The 16,407-nt window shown below is 71.2% G+C and carries 23 protein-coding genes and 1 pseudogene; 16 read left to right on the plus strand and 8 right to left on the minus strand.

What is annotated here, in order from left to right:
• From U6N30_RS08790 to U6N30_RS08810, 5 genes are all read left to right on the plus strand, one after another.
• On the plus strand, positions 1-1,239 hold the full coding sequence (locus U6N30_RS08790) for an MFS transporter (protein ID WP_324276973.1): 1,239 nt from the start codon (positions 1-3) through the stop codon (positions 1,237-1,239).
• 287 nt (positions 1,240-1,526) lie between these two features.
• On the plus strand, positions 1,527-1,892 hold the full coding sequence (locus tag U6N30_RS08795) for an ArsR/SmtB family transcription factor (RefSeq protein WP_324276974.1): 366 nt from the start codon (positions 1,527-1,529) through the stop codon (positions 1,890-1,892).
• Positions 1,889-2,662: a cation diffusion facilitator family transporter gene (locus U6N30_RS08800; RefSeq protein WP_324276975.1), complete on the plus strand. Its 774-nt coding sequence runs from the start codon at positions 1,889-1,891 to the stop codon at positions 2,660-2,662. Before U6N30_RS08795 ends, U6N30_RS08800 begins: the two co-directional genes overlap by 4 nt.
• Positions 2,663-2,868: 206 nt before the next feature.
• Complete coding sequence (locus tag U6N30_RS08805; protein ID WP_324276976.1) at positions 2,869-3,462, plus strand: cation diffusion facilitator family transporter; 594 nt, start codon at positions 2,869-2,871, stop codon at positions 3,460-3,462.
• 61 nt (positions 3,463-3,523) lie between these two features.
• Positions 3,524-4,192, plus strand: a complete 669-nt coding sequence (locus U6N30_RS08810) for a ZIP family metal transporter (protein ID WP_324276977.1) — start codon at positions 3,524-3,526, stop codon at positions 4,190-4,192.
• Positions 4,193-4,518: 326 nt separating this feature from the next.
• Here the strand turns inward: U6N30_RS08810 and U6N30_RS08815 are convergent, their stop codons facing one another.
• From U6N30_RS08815 to U6N30_RS08825, 3 genes are read right to left on the minus strand one after another with little or no spacing between them, the layout of a single operon-like run.
• On the minus strand, positions 4,519-4,989 hold the full coding sequence (locus U6N30_RS08815) for a cytochrome c biogenesis CcdA family protein (RefSeq protein WP_324276978.1): 471 nt from the start codon (positions 4,987-4,989) through the stop codon (positions 4,519-4,521).
• 17 nt (positions 4,990-5,006) lie between these two features.
• A complete protein-coding gene (locus U6N30_RS08820) occupies positions 5,007-5,288 on the minus strand; it encodes a cytochrome c biogenesis protein CcdA (protein ID WP_324276979.1) in 282 nt (93 codons plus the stop codon).
• Positions 5,285-5,881, minus strand: coding sequence for a TlpA family protein disulfide reductase (locus tag U6N30_RS08825; RefSeq protein ID WP_324276980.1), 597 nt, complete (start codon positions 5,879-5,881; stop codon positions 5,285-5,287). Before U6N30_RS08825 ends, U6N30_RS08820 begins: the two co-directional genes overlap by 4 nt.
• A gap of 153 nt (positions 5,882-6,034) precedes the next feature.
• Here U6N30_RS08825 and U6N30_RS08830 point away from each other — a divergent pair, with 153 nt between their 5' ends.
• From U6N30_RS08830 to U6N30_RS08865, 7 genes and pseudogenes are all read left to right on the plus strand, one after another.
• Positions 6,035-6,247 (plus strand): hypothetical protein, encoded by a 213-nt coding sequence (locus U6N30_RS08830; RefSeq protein WP_324276981.1) that lies wholly within the window; start codon positions 6,035-6,037, stop codon positions 6,245-6,247.
• On the plus strand, positions 6,244-6,432 hold the full coding sequence (locus U6N30_RS08835) for a hypothetical protein (RefSeq protein ID WP_324276982.1): 189 nt from the start codon (positions 6,244-6,246) through the stop codon (positions 6,430-6,432). Before U6N30_RS08830 ends, U6N30_RS08835 begins: the two co-directional genes overlap by 4 nt.
• Before the next feature lie 67 nt (positions 6,433-6,499).
• A complete protein-coding gene (locus tag U6N30_RS08840; RefSeq protein ID WP_324276983.1) occupies positions 6,500-6,952 on the plus strand; it encodes a prolipoprotein diacylglyceryl transferase in 453 nt (150 codons plus the stop codon).
• An 86-nt stretch (positions 6,953-7,038) separates the two neighbouring features.
• Positions 7,039-7,407 carry a BlaI/MecI/CopY family transcriptional regulator gene (locus U6N30_RS08845; protein WP_324276984.1) on the plus strand — a complete coding sequence of 123 codons (369 nt, stop codon included), beginning with the start codon at positions 7,039-7,041 and terminating at the stop codon, positions 7,405-7,407.
• A complete protein-coding gene (locus tag U6N30_RS08850; RefSeq protein WP_324276985.1) occupies positions 7,404-8,363 on the plus strand; it encodes a M56 family metallopeptidase in 960 nt (319 codons plus the stop codon). The genes U6N30_RS08845 and U6N30_RS08850 overlap by 4 nt, the downstream gene beginning before the upstream one ends.
• A 65-nt stretch (positions 8,364-8,428) precedes the next feature.
• Positions 8,429-9,238, plus strand: a pseudogene (locus U6N30_RS33630) (F510_1955 family glycosylhydrolase); the annotation flags it as partial.
• A 139-nt stretch (positions 9,239-9,377) separates the two neighbouring features.
• Positions 9,378-9,965, plus strand: coding sequence for a TlpA family protein disulfide reductase (locus tag U6N30_RS08865; RefSeq protein ID WP_324276988.1), 588 nt, complete (start codon positions 9,378-9,380; stop codon positions 9,963-9,965).
• A 6-nt stretch (positions 9,966-9,971) separates the two neighbouring features.
• Here the strand turns inward: U6N30_RS08865 and U6N30_RS08870 are convergent, their stop codons facing one another.
• The gene (locus U6N30_RS08870) at positions 9,972-10,928 is read right to left on the minus strand and encodes an alpha/beta fold hydrolase (protein WP_324276989.1); all 957 of its coding nucleotides are present in this window, start codon (positions 10,926-10,928) and stop codon (positions 9,972-9,974) included.
• A gap of 170 nt (positions 10,929-11,098) precedes the next feature.
• Here U6N30_RS08870 and U6N30_RS08875 point away from each other — a divergent pair, with 170 nt between their 5' ends.
• Positions 11,099-11,275: a hypothetical protein gene (locus U6N30_RS08875; RefSeq protein ID WP_324276990.1), complete on the plus strand. Its 177-nt coding sequence runs from the start codon at positions 11,099-11,101 to the stop codon at positions 11,273-11,275.
• 87 nt (positions 11,276-11,362) lie between these two features.
• Positions 11,363-11,644: an SHOCT domain-containing protein gene (locus tag U6N30_RS08880; RefSeq protein ID WP_324276991.1), complete on the plus strand. Its 282-nt coding sequence runs from the start codon at positions 11,363-11,365 to the stop codon at positions 11,642-11,644.
• An 87-nt stretch (positions 11,645-11,731) separates the two neighbouring features.
• Here U6N30_RS08880 and U6N30_RS08885 read toward each other — a convergent pair whose 3' ends face one another.
• The 3 genes from U6N30_RS08885 to U6N30_RS08895 all read right to left on the minus strand — a co-directional run bounded on the left by U6N30_RS08885 (position 11,732) and on the right by U6N30_RS08895 (position 13,423).
• On the minus strand, positions 11,732-12,307 hold the full coding sequence (locus tag U6N30_RS08885; RefSeq protein ID WP_324276992.1) for an SCO family protein: 576 nt from the start codon (positions 12,305-12,307) through the stop codon (positions 11,732-11,734).
• Positions 12,308-12,728: 421 nt separating this feature from the next.
• The gene (locus U6N30_RS08890) at positions 12,729-13,256 is read right to left on the minus strand and encodes a hypothetical protein (RefSeq protein ID WP_324276993.1); all 528 of its coding nucleotides are present in this window, start codon (positions 13,254-13,256) and stop codon (positions 12,729-12,731) included.
• A 2-nt stretch (positions 13,257-13,258) separates the two neighbouring features.
• Positions 13,259-13,423, minus strand: coding sequence for a hypothetical protein (locus U6N30_RS08895; protein WP_324276994.1), 165 nt, complete (start codon positions 13,421-13,423; stop codon positions 13,259-13,261).
• Between the two features lie 183 nt (positions 13,424-13,606).
• On the opposite strand from U6N30_RS08895, the gene U6N30_RS08900 reads away from it, so the two are divergent.
• Complete coding sequence (locus U6N30_RS08900; RefSeq protein WP_324276995.1) at positions 13,607-14,185, plus strand: TetR/AcrR family transcriptional regulator; 579 nt, start codon at positions 13,607-13,609, stop codon at positions 14,183-14,185.
• Here the strand turns inward: U6N30_RS08900 and U6N30_RS08905 are convergent.
• On the minus strand, positions 14,169-14,903 hold the full coding sequence (locus tag U6N30_RS08905) for a DUF305 domain-containing protein (protein ID WP_324276996.1): 735 nt from the start codon (positions 14,901-14,903) through the stop codon (positions 14,169-14,171). The two genes, U6N30_RS08900 and U6N30_RS08905, sit on opposite strands and share 17 nt — an antisense overlap.
• Positions 14,904-15,248: 345 nt before the next feature.
• Between U6N30_RS08905 and U6N30_RS08910 the strand changes: the two genes are divergently transcribed.
• Positions 15,249-16,340 (plus strand): DUF305 domain-containing protein, encoded by a 1,092-nt coding sequence (locus U6N30_RS08910; protein ID WP_324276997.1) that lies wholly within the window; start codon positions 15,249-15,251, stop codon positions 16,338-16,340.
• Positions 16,341-16,407 lie beyond the last annotated feature (67 nt).

Genomic DNA, 16,407 nt, shown 5'->3' on the forward strand with positions numbered 1-16,407 from the left:
GTGGCGGGCGACGAGCGGCGGCCGGGGATGCGCGCCGTGCTTGCCCAGTCGGACTTCCGGCGGCTGTGGACGGCGCGGACGGTCAGCCAGTGGGGTGACATCTTCAGCTTCGTCGCGTTGGCCATCCTGATCTACCGTCTGACCGGCTCGGGGTTGGGCGTGGCCGGCGTCGTGGTCGCCGAGATCGTCCCGGTGCTGCTCATCGCCCCGATCGCCGGGGTGGTCGTCGACCGACTGCCCCGCGTCCAGGTGATGGTCGCCGCCGACGTACTCCGCGCCGCCCTGGCTGGCGTTCTGGTGGTCTGGCACGACGACCCGCTGGTCATATACGCGGTCGCGTTCGGGCTGTCGGCCGGCGCTGCATTCTTCAACCCGGCCGCCAACAGCGTGCTGCCCTCGGTCGTGGCCGACCGGGAGATCGTCGCGGCCAACAGCGCCGTCTGGACGGCGGCGGTGCTGTCGCAGATCCTGCTCGCGCCGCTGGCCGGCGGGCTGGTCGCCGTCGTCGGCCCCGGCTGGGCGTTCGGCCTCAACGCCGCGAGCTTCCTCGTCTCGGCGCTGGCGCTGCGCGGACTGCGGCTGGTCGCGCCGCCACGTGAGGTCGGCCGCCGCCGGCTGCTGGCCGAGGCCCGCGAGGGTGTGGCGATGGTCGGCCGGGACCGGCTTCTGCGCGCACTGGCCATCGGCCAGCTGCTGGCCGCGCTGTCGGCCGGGGCGACCAGCGCGCTGCTGGTGGTGCTGGCCGCCGAGCACCTGGGCGCGCCGGCGAACGCCTACGGGATCCTGGTCGGCGCGATCGGCGTGGGCGCCGCCCTGGGCCCCACTCTGCTGCTGCGGCTGATCCCCGACCCGCGCCGCCCGCTGTACGTGTTCGGCCCCTACGTGCTGCGCGGCCTCGTAGACCTGGTGCTGGCCTCGATCCGCTCGCTGCCGTTCGCCGCCGCCACCCTGGCCGTGTACGGCGTCGGAACCTCCACCGGCGCTGTCACCTTCAACAGCCTGCTGCAGTCGCACCTCACCGACCGCACGCGCGGGCGGGTCTTCGCCCTCATGGACCTGCTCTGGCAGAGCGGGCGCCTGGCCAGTCTCGGTGTCGGCGGGCTGCTCGCCGACACCGTGGGCATCCGCGCCGTCTACTACCTCGGCGGCATCCTGCTGCTGCTGGCCGCCGCCGTCGGCTTCGCTGCCAGCCGCACACCCCCACCCTCGCACGAGGCAGCCTCCCCGAGTCCGGACTGAGCAACGGCCAGAGCCGGTCCGCCGATTTGCACCTCAGTGGCTGGGCCCCCAGCGCACCTGCAGCCCGATGAGCAGTCCACGGATGCGAGCTTCGATCGGGCCTCACCGACTCAACCCCCTTGCCAGCCGGGTCTGTCAGCACGCAGTCGAGGTAGCGCTTGCCCCGGAACACCGGACAGGCGTCACCGCAGCCCACAGGTGGCCTTGCCTGAGTGAGACTCGATCCGCCTGGCCACCCCGTTGCCGCCGGTAGTGTCGGCTATCATCGCCGCGTGACGATGGATTCCATGACGGACAGCGCCGAGGAGCCGGGGATCAACGAAGCCGCCGCACTCTCCGCGGCGGCGTGCATGTTCCGCAGCCTGGGCGATCCCACGCGGCTCGCCATCCTCCGGCACCTCGCACTCGGTGAGCACAAGGTCGTCGAGCTGACCGCTCATCTCGGGTTGGCGCAGTCGACAGTCTCGGCGCACCTGGCCTGCCTGCGGGACTGCGGGTTGGTGACCTCCCGGCCGCAGGGGCGGGCGTCGATGTGGGCACTGGCGACCGGGGCAGAGCTGCTGGATGTGCTCGCCGCCGCCGAGCGGCTGCTCGCCACGACCGGCGATGCCGTGGCCCTGTGTCCGACCTACGGCGAGGAAGCGAGCCGATGAGCACCATGCAGGCCCACGGCCACCCTGAGCTCTCCCCGGAGACGCGCCGCCGGCTCGGCCGCCGGGCGCAGCTCTTGGCCGGCGCGTCGATCACCTACAACGTCGTAGAAGCGGTCATCGCCATCACCGCAGGGGTCGCCGCCGGCTCGGTGGCGTTGATCGGCTTCGGCCTCGACTCGATCGTCGAGGTCTCCAGCGGCCTGATCATCCTGTGGCAGTTCCGCCACCGGCTACCGGAAAGCCGGGAGCGGACAGCGCTGCGGTTGATGGCGCTGTCGTTCTTCGCCCTGGCCGGCTACGTCGCCTTCGAATCCGTCCGCGCCCTCCTCTTCGGCGCCGAACCGGAGTCGTCGATGGTCGGGATCGGCCTCGCGATCGCCTCGCTGATCGTCATGCCCTTCCTGTCCTGGGCGCAGCGGCGCACCGGCCGCGCGCTCGGATCGAACGCCGTCGTCGCCGACGGAACCCAGACCTTGCTGTGCACCTACCTGTCCGCGGTACTGCTCGTGGGGCTGGTCCTCAACGCCACGCTCGGCTGGGGCTGGGCCGACTCGGTCGCCGGGCTGGTCATCGCTGCGGTCGCGGTCAAGGAGGGCCTCGAAGCCTGGCGCGGCGAGGGCTGCTGTGCCCCTGCCCGTCCCGATGAGACCCCCGACAACGCACGTTCGACGTGCGGCTGCGCCGATGGGTGCACCGACGTCTGCTGCGTGCCCGGCGCCGCGCCGGCGCCCGGGACCCTTCAGATCACGATCCGGGAACAGGCCCGGTGATCGGCCCGCTCAGGCCTGCGGCCGTCCGGACCGAGAACGGAGCACGCGCCACGTCCGGCACCGGAACGAGCACCGAACGGCGATGGCTCTCTGTGCAGCCGCATGCATGCCTCGGGTCGTCATGGCTGCGTCACGGGGAGCGGTCCGGTGACCGACACGAATGCCACCCTGAGCCCGGCCCAGATCGAACGGCTCACCAGGCGGGGTTGCGCCTGGCGCAGTTCACCGTCGCCTACAACGTCGTCGAGGGCGCCATCGCCGTCACGGTCGGCATCCTCGCCGGTCTCGTCTCGATGATCGGCTTCGGGTTCGACTCCGGTATCGAGTCGGCGGCAGCGGTACTGGTCGGCCTGCGCCTGGCTGCGCGCCTGCGCCATGGCGAGGCCGACGAGGCCAAGGAGCGCCGCGCCCTCAAGGCGGTAGCCATCACATTCTTCGTGCTGGCCGCCTACGTGACGTTCGAGGGCATCCGCAGCCTCGTGGGCGGCGAAGAGCCCGACACGTCGGTTGTCGCCCTGGTGCTGCTCGCCGCCTCCATCGTCGTCATGCCGCTCCTGGCGCGCGCCAAGCGCCACGTCGGCGAGCGGCTGCGGGACCCGCTCATCCTTGCTGACGCCGCCGAGACCCGGATCTGCGTGCTGCTGAGCATCTCCACCCTGCTCGGCCTCGGCCTCTACGCCGTGGTCGGATGGCCGTGGCTCGACCCGGTGGCCGGCTTTGTCATCGCAGCTTTCGCCGTCCACGAGGGCCGTGAAGCCTGGGAGGGCGAGCTGGTCGAGGACGACGAGGACGAGACGTGAGCGGATACGTGCTCGTCCTCGGCCTCGCGGCCCTACCGGCGGCCGGGAACTTCGCCGGGGAGTGCTCGCCGAAACGTTTCGCGTCTCCGAACGCACGCTCAGCCTCGCGCTGCACCTCGCGGCCGGCATCGTCCTCGCCGTCGTGGGCCTCGAGCTGATGCCCGAGGCACTGGCGGCGGATCTCCCGTGGGTCCCCTTGTTGGCGTTCGTGGGCGGAGGTGCTGCCTTCATCGGCCTCGACCGAGCCATCGGCTTCATCCAGGCGAGGATGGGCGGGGGTGAGAAGCAGGGGAGCGCACTGGGGATCTTCTCCGGCGTCTCGTTGGACCTGTTCAGTGACGGCGTCATGATCGGCACCGGCACGGTCCTCAACCCAGCTCTGGGCCTTCTCCTCGCCCTTGGGCAGGTCCCCGCCGATGTCCCGGAGGGCTTCGCGGCCATCGCGACGCTGCGCCGGGCCGGCATCAGCCGCGGTCGGCGGGTGCTACTCGCGGCAGGCTTCGCCGTCCCGATCTTTCTCGGCGCCACGCTCGGCTACTTCGCACTCCGAGACGCCCCCGAGATCGTCACGCTGTCGGTGCTCGCGCTGACCGGCGGTGCGCTCACCGCTGTCGTGGTCGAGGAAATGATCGGAGAAGCGCACGAAGGCGAGACCTCACGGCTGGGGCCCATCTTCCTCACCGCCGGGTTCGCCATCTTCGGCGCCATCTCCGTCTACGTGGGGGCGTGAGCGGCGACGCTTTGATCGAACTGTGGTCCTGGTGGCCCGGAAGGGGCGAGTTCGGTTGTCGCTGTCAGGATTCCCCTTCTGTCCCATGCCAGATCTGGAATGACTACTGGAACTCGTGGTCGGCGCATTGGCTCGCGCCGTCGGAGTGACCTATTACGGCGCTGAGAAGAAGCCCGCTTGATCCGGACGCCCGTAAGATCCGCGGAGAGCAAACTCGTCCCGTCACAACGCGGATGATCCAAGACCGGTAGCCCCCAGCCAGGCCCGCAACCAGATCATCAGCGCGTCCCACCAGCCGGTCAGCAGCAGGATGCCCAAGGCGATCATCAGGCCCCCGCCGACCCGCATGACGGTAGGGCGTGCCGGCGGGCCAGGTCGGACAACGCCAGGGCGCGGCGGGCGCCGAGGGCCACCAGGACGAACGGGATGCCCAGTCCCAGGCAGTAGGCCAGGGCGAGGATGGCACCGCGGCCGGCCGAGGCCTGGGTGTAGGCCAGCGTGTTCACCGCGGCGAGCGTCGGGCCCAGGCAGGGTGTCCACCCGAGGCCGAACACGACGCCGAGGACCGGGGCGCCGGCCAGGCCGGCCGGCGGCCGTCGGTGGATGCGGCGTTCGCGCATCAGCCAGGGGATCGCGCCGAGGAACGACAGCCCCATTGCGATCACGACGACGCCGGCGATCCGGGTGAGCACCGGCGACCACTCCAGCAGCAGCCGGCCCAGGCCGCCGAAGAGTGCGCCGAAGGAGACGAAGACGGCGCTGAATCCGGCGATGAACAGCAGGGACCCGGCCAGCACCCGGCCGCGGCCGGCAGCTACCGGGGCCGCCGGCGGTGAGGGGCGGTGCCGGCCTCCGAAGCGCAGCCGGCCGATGTCGCGCCGGCAGGCCCACCGCCAGCAGGCTGCGGAGCTCGGGGCCGGCCGGCGGTGGCCTGGGAGCCGGCGAGCCCGGCGACGTAACTGACGTAGCCGGGGATCAGCGGCAGGCAGCAGGGTGAGGCGAAGCTGATCAGCCCGACCAGCGCGGCCACCGCGATGGCCACCAGCAGCGAGCCGTCGGTGACGATGCCGGCGAAAGTCGCCCCGAGCTCGCTCACGCTTGGTCCTCGGCGAGCAGCAGCTCGACGGCGGCGCTCAGGTCCTCACCGCTGACCTGGCCGGTGTAGACGGCGGCCACCCGGCCGTCGCGGTCCAGCAGGATGGTCGAGGGCACCACGTTGGCCGGGAAACCGCGGAACGCCATCGCCACCTCACCGCGCGGATCGAACACCGACGGATAGGCGACCCCCAGCCGCTCTACGAAGGCGACGGCCAGCTGCCGCTGGTCCTTGACGTCGATGCCGAGGAACCGCACCCCGCGGTCGGCAACGTCGGCGTGCACGGCCTGGAACTCCGGGGTCTCCACCCGGCAGGGGGCGCACCAGGACCCCCAGAAGTTGATGACCGCGACGTCTCCGGCGAGTGAGGAGGAGTCGAACCCGGTGCCGTCGAGCAGCTCACCGGAGAACGCCGGGGCAGGTGCCCGCTGGTCCTCAGCGACCACCGTCGCCGTCGGCGTGGGTTCGGTGAACTCATACTCCCCGGTGGAGCTCACGGTGTCGTTCCCGCCGGTGGAGCAGCCGACCAGCGCGCCTGCGGCGGCGCCACCGGCGGCCAGCAAGAGCGTTCGGCGGCTGAGCGGCCGGCTCATCGGCGTGCCGCCGCGGTGGAACCCGAGCGGCGACGCCTGGCTGTACGACTGGGCTGCGTCCTCACCACATCCCTACTATGACAGGTAGGAGCAGCGGTCTACTATCTGGCATAGTGGCGCCAGTGTGGCGCCCGACAGCCGTTGGAGGCACCGATGTCGGAGCTGTTCTACCTGTTGGCGTTGCTGGCCTGCCCGGTCGGCATGGGCGCCATGATGTGGATGATGAGCCGCGGCCACGGATCGGCGCCGCAGCCGGCCGAGGACAAGCAGGCCGAGCTCGCCGGCCTGCGTGCCGAGATCGACCAGCTGCGTGCGGAGCGCTCCGGCGACGGCGGCAACCCGAGGTTGGCCGAGTCCAGCCGATGAGCGGCTGGCTGCTGCCGGCCTTGGTCCTGGTGGCGGCCCTGGCCGCCACCTACCTGTGCTGCCTGCGGCCAATGCGCGGCGGAGTCTGCCACCCCGCTCCGGCCCGGACGCTGACGGCGGACGACGGCTTGCAGCGGCAGCTCCGTCAGGCGCGCGCCGAGCGGGACCGGCTGCGCGCCCAGTAATCGACCTGCGGCCGAGCTCCGGCCCTTCCCGGGCTCGTGATCGCGGCCACTGCGACACCTTCCATCGGTGGCCTACGGGATCGGCCGGATCGGCTGCTTCCTGGCCGGAGACGGCTCCTACGGCCAGCCCTCGGAACTGCCTTGGGCGACCGCGTTCCCCGACGGCATGGTGCCCACCCTCGTGCCGGTGCATCCCGCAGCGCTGTACGAAGCCGTCGTCGCACTGGCCGTCGGCGGGCTGCTGTGGATTCTGCGGACCCGGTGGTCACCGCTGCGCGTCTTCGGGCTGTACGCAGTACTCAGCGGGTCGGCGCGGTTCCTCGTCGAGGAGTTTCGGGTCAACCCGGAGGCGGTGCTCGGGTTGACCCAGCCGCAGCTGTGGTCAGCGCTGCTGGTCGCCGTGGGAGTGGCCCTGCTGAGGATCGGGTCGTTGCGGGGCCGGCCGCCGGCGGGTGCTGGCCCTGATGAGATGGCGCCAGGCGGCACCGCCGACAGGGACGTCGTCCACTACCGCCGGTAGTACTGTGGCGGGAAGCTGCGCCACGGCCGACGGGTTGCTGCAGCTGACCGGGTCGCGCAGCGGCGCGGGGGATGAGGAGGTGGCGAGTGCGCCCGTTCGGTGAGCTGGAAGCCGTCGTGATGGACATGCTGTGGCGCCGTGGCGAGGCGGCGACCGTCCGTGAGGTGCTCGCCGAGCTGACCGCGTCCCGCGCGCTGGCCTACACGACCGTGATGACGGTGCTGGACAACCTGCACCGCAAGGGCGCGCTCAGCCGCGAGATGGAAGGCCGGGCCTGGCGGTACCGCCCCACCCGGACCCGCGCGGAGCACTCAGCGGCGATGCTTCAGGACGTGCTGAGTGCGGCCGGGGATCGCGACGAGGTGCTCATGCACTTCGTCGCCGACCTCGATGCGGACTCGGTGGCCAGCCTGCGGACAGCGGTGGAATCGGCCCGGCAGGCGCAGACGCCGTGACCACCACCGTCGCGCTGCTGACCTTCGCCGCGGCGCTGGTGGTGCTGGCTCCGCGGGCGATCGGTGCCGGCTGGGCCGATCGCTCGCCGCGGCTGGCGGTCGCCGCCTGGCAGGCGGCGTCTGCCGGCGTGCTGGTGTCCGTGGTGCTCGCCGGCCTGGCGCTGCTGGTGCCGGCCGGTGCGGTGGCCGACGGCCTGGCATCGATCCTCGACGCCTGCGCGGCGACCATCGCCGCCGTCTACCGCTCGCCCGGGCAGCTGGCCGCCGTGCTCGCCGGCGTCCTGCTGTCGGGCGGGGTGCTCCTGCGCCTGGGCTGGGTCGCCGCCCGCACCCGCCTGTGCGACCAGCGGGAGCGGCGCCGGCTGCGCGCGAAGATCCTGGCCGGTGCCCGCCCCGAGCAGTCGCTGGGGGCAGTGGTGCTGGACTCCGACCAGGCGGCCGCCTTCTGCCTGCCCGGACGGCTCCGTACCGTCGTGGTGACCACTGCGGCTGTCCACACCCTCTCCGCCGACGAGCTCGCCGCCGTGCTGGCCCACGAGCGGGCCCATCTGCGCGGCCGCCACCATCTGGCCGTCGGCGCCGCCCGGATCCTGGACCGGGCCTTCCCCGGAGTGCCCCTCTTCTCCCGGGGCCGGGCGCAGACCGAGCGGCTGGTCGAGCTGCTGGCCGACGACGCCGCGGCCGAGCGGGTCAACCGGGTGGAGGTCGCCTCCGCCCTGGTGACCCTTGCCGGCATGCGCGCCCCCGCCGCGGCGCTGGCCGCCGCACAGGGAGCCGGGGTGCTCCGCGTGACCCGGCTGCTGCGGCCGGCCGCCCCTCTCGGCGCCGCGCAGCGCATCACCGCCGCCACGGCGGCAGTGTTCGTGGTGGCCGGGCCGGTGGCGTTGGCCGCCTGGCCGCTGGTGTCCGCCGTGTCCAGCGGGCTGTGCGTCCTCCCCGGAGCCGACTGGAGCTGAGCCCCGTCCCTGCCGGACGGTCTACTATCCGTCGTAGTACGTCCGCCCGTCTCTGTGGGGAGCTCATGTCACCGTCCGTCCTGCCGTCCCGATCCACCCGATCCTCTCGGCCTGCCCCGTGGGCAGCCGGTCGCCGCCGGGTGCTGGTGGGCGCCGCCGCGGCCGGAGCGCTGCTCCTCGCCGGGTGCGGCACTGACGCAACTGCGGGAGACCAGACCGCGGCTGACGGCGAAACCCACAGCCACGACGACGGCACCCATCCCCACCCGGACGACGTGACCCTCGAGCACGTGCACGGCCTCGGCGTCGACCCGGCCGACGATGCCCTGTTTGCCGGCACGCACTACGGGCTGGTGCGCATCTCCCCGGACGGGGAGCTGACCCGCATAGCCGATCGGGTGCAGGACTTCATGGGCTTCACCGTGGTCGGCCCCGAGCACTACCTGGCCAGCGGCCACCCCGGCGAGGGCCAGGACGGCCCGGGCAACCTGGGCCTGATCGAGAGCACCGACGGCGGGCAGACCTGGCAGACGCTGTCGCTGGCCGGGGAGGCGGACTTCCACGCCCTGGACGCCGCCGACGGCGTGATCTACGGCTACAGCGGGGGCCGGTTGCTGGTCAGCGAGGACGGCGTCGACTGGGCCGACCGCGGGGAGATGCGGATCGCCGACCTGGCCGCCGACCCCACCGACCCGCAACGGGTGCTGGCCACCACCGAGGCCGGCCTGGTGGTCAGCAACGACGCCGGAAAGGACTTCACCGCCGACGCCGGCGCCCCGCTGCTGGTGGTGGTGGACATCGCCGCCGAGGGCGGTTCCACGGTCGGCGTTGCCCCCGACGGCACGGTCTTCGGGAGCACCGACGGCGGACGGACCTGGGCCGAGCGCGGCAGCGCCGGCGGCGCGCCAGAAGCGCTGACCGTGGAAGGGGACGACGTCTACGTCGCCGTCGAGGGGCGGTCCTCGCCTCCACCGACGGCGGGAAGACCTTTACCGAGCTGTACCGGGAGGCCTGATGCCGGCGCGGCTGGCCGGCGGGCTCCTGACCGCCGCCCTGCTGGCCGGCTGCGCGACCGCCGAGCCGAACGTGACCTCTGCGCGGACCGGTCCCGCGACCGCCGAGGCGGCTCCGCCCGCGCCGGCCTGCGAGCAGCTGCCCGAGGACACCGTGCCGGCCGGCGCGGACGCCCTGCCGCAGCTCACCCTGCCCTGCCTCGGTCCGGGCCCGGACGTGGACCTGCACCGGCTCACCGGCCGCCCGACCCTGGTCAATCTGTGGGCGACCTGGTGCGGCCCGTGCCGGGAGGAGATGCCGCTGCTGCAGGAGGCCTACGCCCGCCACGGCGAGCAGGTCCGCTTCCTGGGTGTGGATGTGCAGGACGATCCCGAGGCTGCCCGCTGGTTCCTCGACGAGCACGGCATCGACTACCCGCACGCCGTCGACGCCGACGGCGAGCTGCTGCGCCAACTGGGGATCCGGGGACTGCCGGTGACCCTCGCGCTCGACGCCGACGGCCGCGTCGTCGACCGGGCGGTCGGCCAGCTGACCTCCGCGGAGCTGCAGCGCCTGATCGACGACCTCCTCCGCTCCGGAGACGCCTGAGCGTCTTCAGCCAGACTCGATCGCCAGCGCCTCCGCGATCAATCGACGGCACCAGTCCGGATGGGTGAGCGGGAGCACGTGGTCGGCCTCCGGGTGGACGACCGACCGCAGAGCAGGTCGGGTCCGAGCCAGCTCGGCAGCCCGCCCGGGTGCCGGCACCGGGTCGCACGCGCCGGCCGCCAGGGTCAGCGGGATCTGCTCCAGTGCATCGAGGGCAGGAAGCCAGCCGTCGTCGCGGACGAGTCCGTCCATCGCGCCGGAGTAGGTGTCCCAGGTGTGCTTGACCCCTGACCGGGCCACCGGGACCGGGAGATCCGGGCGGTAGGCGACGGCGAGCCAGGAGGCCAGCGTGCGGTGGCGGCACATCCAGGCGCAGGCGGCGCGCGACAGTGGCCCGTCACCAGCGAGCAAGGCCTCCATCGGTCCGATCGCCCCGATGTGCGCGTCGGCCTCCGTCCGGTTGACGTAAAGCGGTGCTCCGAAGGTGAGCACCGCCCGCACCCGGAGGCGGTGCGCGGCGGCCCAGCGGATCGCGAGGACGCCGCCCATCGAGTGCCCGGCCACGACGGTGGGCCGGTCCTGCAGGCCGAGAGCGGTCAGCGCGGCGTCCAGGGCCGCGATGTGGGCCTGTGCGTCTGTCGGTCCGGTCGCCTCCATCGACCCGCCGAAGCCGAGCAGATCGGGGACCACCACGGTCGCTGCTTCGGCGAGCTCGTCGTAGGCGGCGCCGAATCCGTTCCCCGCCCCGGCCAGGCCGTGCAGCAGGAGGAGCACCGGTTCGCCCGAGCCCAGGACGCGCACGTGCAGCGGCCCGGCCCGGCGCTGCCGGCCCCCGCCCGGAGTCCACCGGGCCACCGCCTGCGACCGCTGGTGCCGCAGCGCCCACCAGCTGGCGGCAGCCGCCAGCCCGAGGGCGCCACTGCTGAGGACCGGATAGCCGCGCAGGACAGATGCGCTTGTCACCGCCGTTCCGCTGGTGGCAGAGACGGGCCGGCCGAGCATCTCGAAAGTGGCGTACTATCTCCCATAGTAGTCGAGGCCGATCGGAAAGCACACGGCATTGAGGAACACATCATGGTGAAGTGTCTGCTGGTCGCAGCGTTGTTCGCAGGGGAATTGCCCTTCCCGCCGGGGTGGCCCAGGCCCACACCGGCGACGAGGGCAGGACGCCCGCTGGAATGGCGCAGATGCACGAACTCATGGAGCAGGGCAACCCCGGCACGGCGCGGATGCACGAGCGCATGGAGCAGGGCAACCCCGGCATGACGCAGATCGAGCTGATGCACCAGGGCACGCCCGGCCACCACTGACCGGCCCGCTGGCCGTCGGTAGCGGCCGAAGACGCGCGACAGGACGCTCCCCGGGGCGCGCTGCCGACTGAAAGGAAGGAGCGGCCGATGGGCCACGACGGCGGAATGATGGAGGGCGGAATGATGGGGATGGGCGGCTGGATGCTGCTTTGGGCCCTGGTCGGGATCGCCCTGCTGGTGGTCGCGGTTCTTGCGGCCATCTGGTTGGTCAAGCACCGTTCCCCGGCCCGCCCGGACGCGATCCCCACTGCACCGGGCAAGCGCGACGAGGTGGCTAGCGCGCAGGAGCTGCTGCGCCGCCGCTACGCCGCTGGCGAGATCGACCGCGAGGAGTACCTCCGGGTGCAGCGCGACCTGTCCGGAGGTTGACCGCAACCGGCCGCCGAGGCGTGGGCCCGCGCTGGGCGGTGGTCCACTCGCGCGCGGCACGTTCCAGCCGCGGCCGGTTCGGCCGGCTCAGTCGGCGGCCAGTCGGGTGAGGTCCTCGGCGTACTGGTCCGGCGTGGTTCCGCCGGTGTAGACGATCGACCGGCCCCCGGGCCCCCAGGCGTACACGGCTCCGGCGTGGTCGACCCCGTAGTCACCATGACTGTGTCCGCCCCCGTCCTGCCTGGGTGCTTCTCCGGCGTGCTCGCCGGCCTCGTGCGGGTGGACGATCGCTGTCGACGGGTCGGCCACCTGCGCGCTCTCGGGCAGGTACAGCTCCCGCAGCGCCGCGGCCGTGGCCTCGTTGCCGCCGATGAGCCCGGTGAACTCCGGATCGAACCGGTCCAGCCACTCCCGCAGTGCCTCCGGGGTGTCCCGCGCCGGATCCTCGGTCACGAACACCACCTGCACCCGGTCGCGGATCTCCGGGGCGAACATGTCCCGCGCCAGCGAGAGGTCGGCCATCGTGGTCGGGCACAGGTCCGGGCAGTGGGTGTAGCCGAAAAACAGCAGCGTGATCTCGTCCTCGGGTCGGTTGCCCAGGTCGAATAGGTCGCCGCTGGTGGTCGGCAGCGTCAGGTCCGGACGGGGCTGGGCCTGCTGCATCAGGGTGCCGTGAAAGCCATCGTCCTGCGTCGTGACGCGGGCCCCGCCCGCCGACGAGGCCTCAACCGCTCCCGTGGCGCCCTCGCCGCAGCCGGTCAGCAGCAGCCCGCCGACCAGAATGGCAGAGCCGAGGGCGGCTCGGCCTGGGACTCCTGACACGGGACCTCCTGAGCTACTGGCCGTCCGGGTTCCGGCCAAGCCGAATTCTACTATCGCCTATCGTAGGCACCGGCCACTCTGTCCGACCGTGGCAGGCGCGGTGGGCTCGCCGACAAGCGCCTGATGCCGGCGATCCCAGGCGACGATCGCCACCTCGCGGGTGGTGCTGTTCGCGATGGCCTGGCTGATCGACAACACGCTGACAGCGGTAGTGGGGACCACAGCGAGGGCGTCGTCGGCGAGTCCGGGGACTGGACTACTACTAGGCCACCGGTGTCATGGGCTGCTCCGGTTGGCTACGCCGCTGTTCCTGCTGCTTACGCCAGCCGTACCGGGTGAGGCCTCTAGGTTTGTAGATCGAGAGGGCCGTGATGAGGAACAGCACCACGACACCGCCGACGGAGTGCGGTAACGAGCCCGGCAGATCGCGGGGCTCCACACCTGACGCTGCCGCCTCCGCCAGCGAGCGGATCGTTTGTGTCTCGAGCAGGAGCACCGTGGTCGCGACGAGGGTGAGCAGGAGCTTCACCAGGACCCAGTAGTGACGGAACAAGCCCCAGGACGTGCCTAGTGCGTTGACGATCCCAACGAACACCGATGCGAGGGCCAGCGGAACGATGGCATAGCTGATGGTGACGTCCATCGCGAGATAGGCCGCGCGAACCCGCTCGACGTCCGTGCTGACGACGGCGGTGACATCGAGAGCGATGTAGGCCAGGACCGCACCCAGCCAGCCCACCGAAGTCGTGACATGTGTCGTCAGAACCGCCTTGCGCAGGCGAGGCGGCATGGTCATCCGAGTAGGGTGGCGACCGACGCCTGCGCTATGCCTGGTGTACCGATGTCAGGCATCGATGCTCCGGACATGTGCCGTCCCGGACCGTGCTTGCCGCCGATACCTGTCAGCTGCAGGACGACGAACACCAGGACCAGCAGACCGACGACGATCGCGGCCACCTTCACCCAACGTGGCATACGCGGCGGCGTTCCGTGGTCGGCGCCTGGGCGGGGAGTTGTCTCGGCCATGTCAGCGTCCTCTGTTCTGGCCAACCGAGTGGTCGACCTGATGCAGGTTATCGAGACACTATGTCTGCGGTCGACACATGATGTTCGACCAGCGGCGCATCGTAGGCTTCCGCCGTGCCGAAGCTGTGGACCGAGACGATCGAGACCCACCGGCATGCCGTGCGCGAGACGATCCTCGACGTCACCTGGGGGCTGGTGACCGAACGCGGCCTGCTGGCGGTGACGATGTCGCAGATCGCACAGAAGGCCGGCATCGGCCGCGCGACGCTGTACAAGTACTTTCCCGACGTCGAGGCGATCCTGTTCGCCTGCCATGAGCGCCATGTGGCCGAGCACCTCGGTCGCCTGGCCGAGCTCCGGAACCGACCCGGCGACGCCGGCACGCGACTGAGGGGCGTGCTGGAGGCGTATGCCCTCATCGCGCACCACCGAGGACGTCATGGCACCGAGGAGCTCAGTGCTCTGCTGCACCGCGGTGAGCACGTCGACCGCGCGCAGCAGCAGATCGTCGATCTGATCCGGGATCTGCTCGTGGATGTGGCTGCCGCCGACGGGCTCCGGGACGACGTGGCACCAGACGAGCTCGCGAGCTACTGCCTGCACGCTCTGACGGCTGCGGGGAGCCTGCGGTCCGAAGGTGCTGTCCGGCGGCTGGTCGATGTCACGTTGGCGGGGATCAGTCCTCAGGGCTGAGAACCGAGTTCGTCGATCGGCCGCCAGGTCGCACCGCCGGCTGCTTCCTGCTCCAGCGGTGGGGCCCCTTGGCAGGCTGCTCACCCACCGGCCCGGGTGCGCCGGCCATGCCGTGGTCAGTCCGACGGCGGGCAGTCCAGCAGCGCGGACCCTCGAACTCGGGAACCGTTCGGGCCTCGGCTTCCTCCACCGTGTCGGCGATCCCGTTCTCCGCGATGTCCTCGATCAGCCAGTCCATCTCGTCGATCTCCCGCTGCTGCGCCTCGATGATCTCGACGGCCAGCTGGCAGACACGGACATCGGAGATCTCGGCCCGCTCGGAGCGGGTGATCGCCATCGAGTGGTGCGGGATCATCGCGCGCATCCAGGCGGTGTCCTGCACGGTCGTCTGGCTGCGATCGAGGAACACCCCGAACCCCAGGAGCAGCAGGCTCGCCCCCACGATGGCGATGTTGGCTTTCATGTTCTTGTACATGTTCAGCATCCAGCCGAGCATGACCAGGCCCATGACCCCGCCCATGGTGATCGCCATGAACACGCGGCTCTGGCTGAAGCGGATGTGGCTCCACTCCCACGAACTGACGAACATGACGAAGTACATGAGGACGATGGACGTCAGGATCATGGCCGCGAAGCGCAGGTACATCTTGGTCTCGTGCGACATCTTGCCGCCGTGACCCTGCTGCTCGTTCGCCTCGTCGCTCTTCTTCGTCGCCATGGGTCCGATCTCCACTTCTTCTGTCGTCGGGGGTGCAAGCGCGCCGCAAGTCGTACGACGATTCGCCACGAGACCCGCCCGCCGCATCCGTCATGCCGCAGACGCATGGCTGCCGTGGTCGGAGTCTGCGCGGGAGTTCGGGCCTGTGCGTGCGCAGACTGTGCGTCCGTGGAACGGCGTCCGCATGCCCGTACGGTCGTCCGGACAAACACGAGTGCTCGGTGCTCTCGTCCGGGCAATCGGAACGGGTAGCTTCGTGACCGCCACCCAGCCTGCAGGCACGGTCGGGTCGGAGGTGTGGAGCGGGGTGTCATGCGAGGCCGACGGATCTGGGCGCTGCTCGTCGTGGCCGCCGTCCTGGCCATGCACGGGGTGCAGTGCATGAGCGGATCTTTCGGCTCAGCCCACGCCACCGTGGCAGCACCGGCCGTTCCTCTCACCGTGCTCGGCGACGGCTCCACCGCGTTCCCTGACGGAAGCCACCACGTCGTCGCCATCGGCGCGGACACGACCACGCCACTCCACCCCGTTCCTGACGGCGTCCCAACTCATGGACCGGAGCTCTGGACCATCTGCCTGGCTGTGGTGTTCGCGGCTCTGGCGCTGGTGAGCGTCGCGTTGCTGTTCCGGGGCGAGCCGCCCTTGTCGTACGAGGCCCGCCTCCCTCGCTGCGTGGGCGCCGGCAGCGCTACCGGCCGCCCCTGCGCCGGATCTCTCCGCTCTCTGCCTCCTGCGGATCTAGGCCGAACGCCCCGACCCCGCCAGCACCTGCTGGACGGGGTCGATCAGGCACGCCCAGATCCCATGGATAGGAGATACGCAATGACCCGCACGACAGCTCGACTCGTCCGCATCGCCGGTGGCCTGCTCGCCGGCATCGTCGTCCTCGGCGGCTGCTCCGGCGCCGCCGACGGCACCGCGGCCGACAGCACCACTTCCGCCGACAGCGCGGCGACCGTGTCCGAAGAGTTCAACGACGCCGATGTCGCCTTCGCGCAGGGGATGATTCCGCACCACGAAGGTGCCCTGGTGATGGCTGAGATGGCTCTGGAGCGCGCCAGCGATCCTCGCGTGCTCGACCTGGCCGAGCGCATCCAGGCCGGTCAGGATCCGGAGATTGATCTAATGACCGGCTGGCTGGAGGAGTGGGGAGAGCCGGTGGAGTCCGGTGCCATGGGCGGTATGGATCATGGGTCCGGCGGCGGCATGGACCATGGTTCGGAGGGCATGGGGGACATGCCGGCCGCCGGTCCCGACTTCGACGTCATGTGGCTGCAGTCGATGATCGAGCACCATGATGGCGCGGTGATCATGGCGCAGATCGAGATCGACGACGGTGCGAACGAGGAAGCGATCGACCTGGCTCGGGTCATCGTCGAGACGCAGAACGACGAGATCAACGAGATGCAGCAACTGCTGAACGAACTCGGCGGCTGAGTTGAGGGCCGCGGGGTGCGGCTTCTTGTGCCGCCCCCGCGCTCCCCGAGGCCTCTATCCGTCGGAT

Source organism: Blastococcus brunescens (assembly GCF_035320885.1).
Taxonomy (GTDB): Bacteria; Actinomycetota; Actinomycetes; order Mycobacteriales; family Geodermatophilaceae; genus Blastococcus_B; species Blastococcus_B brunescens.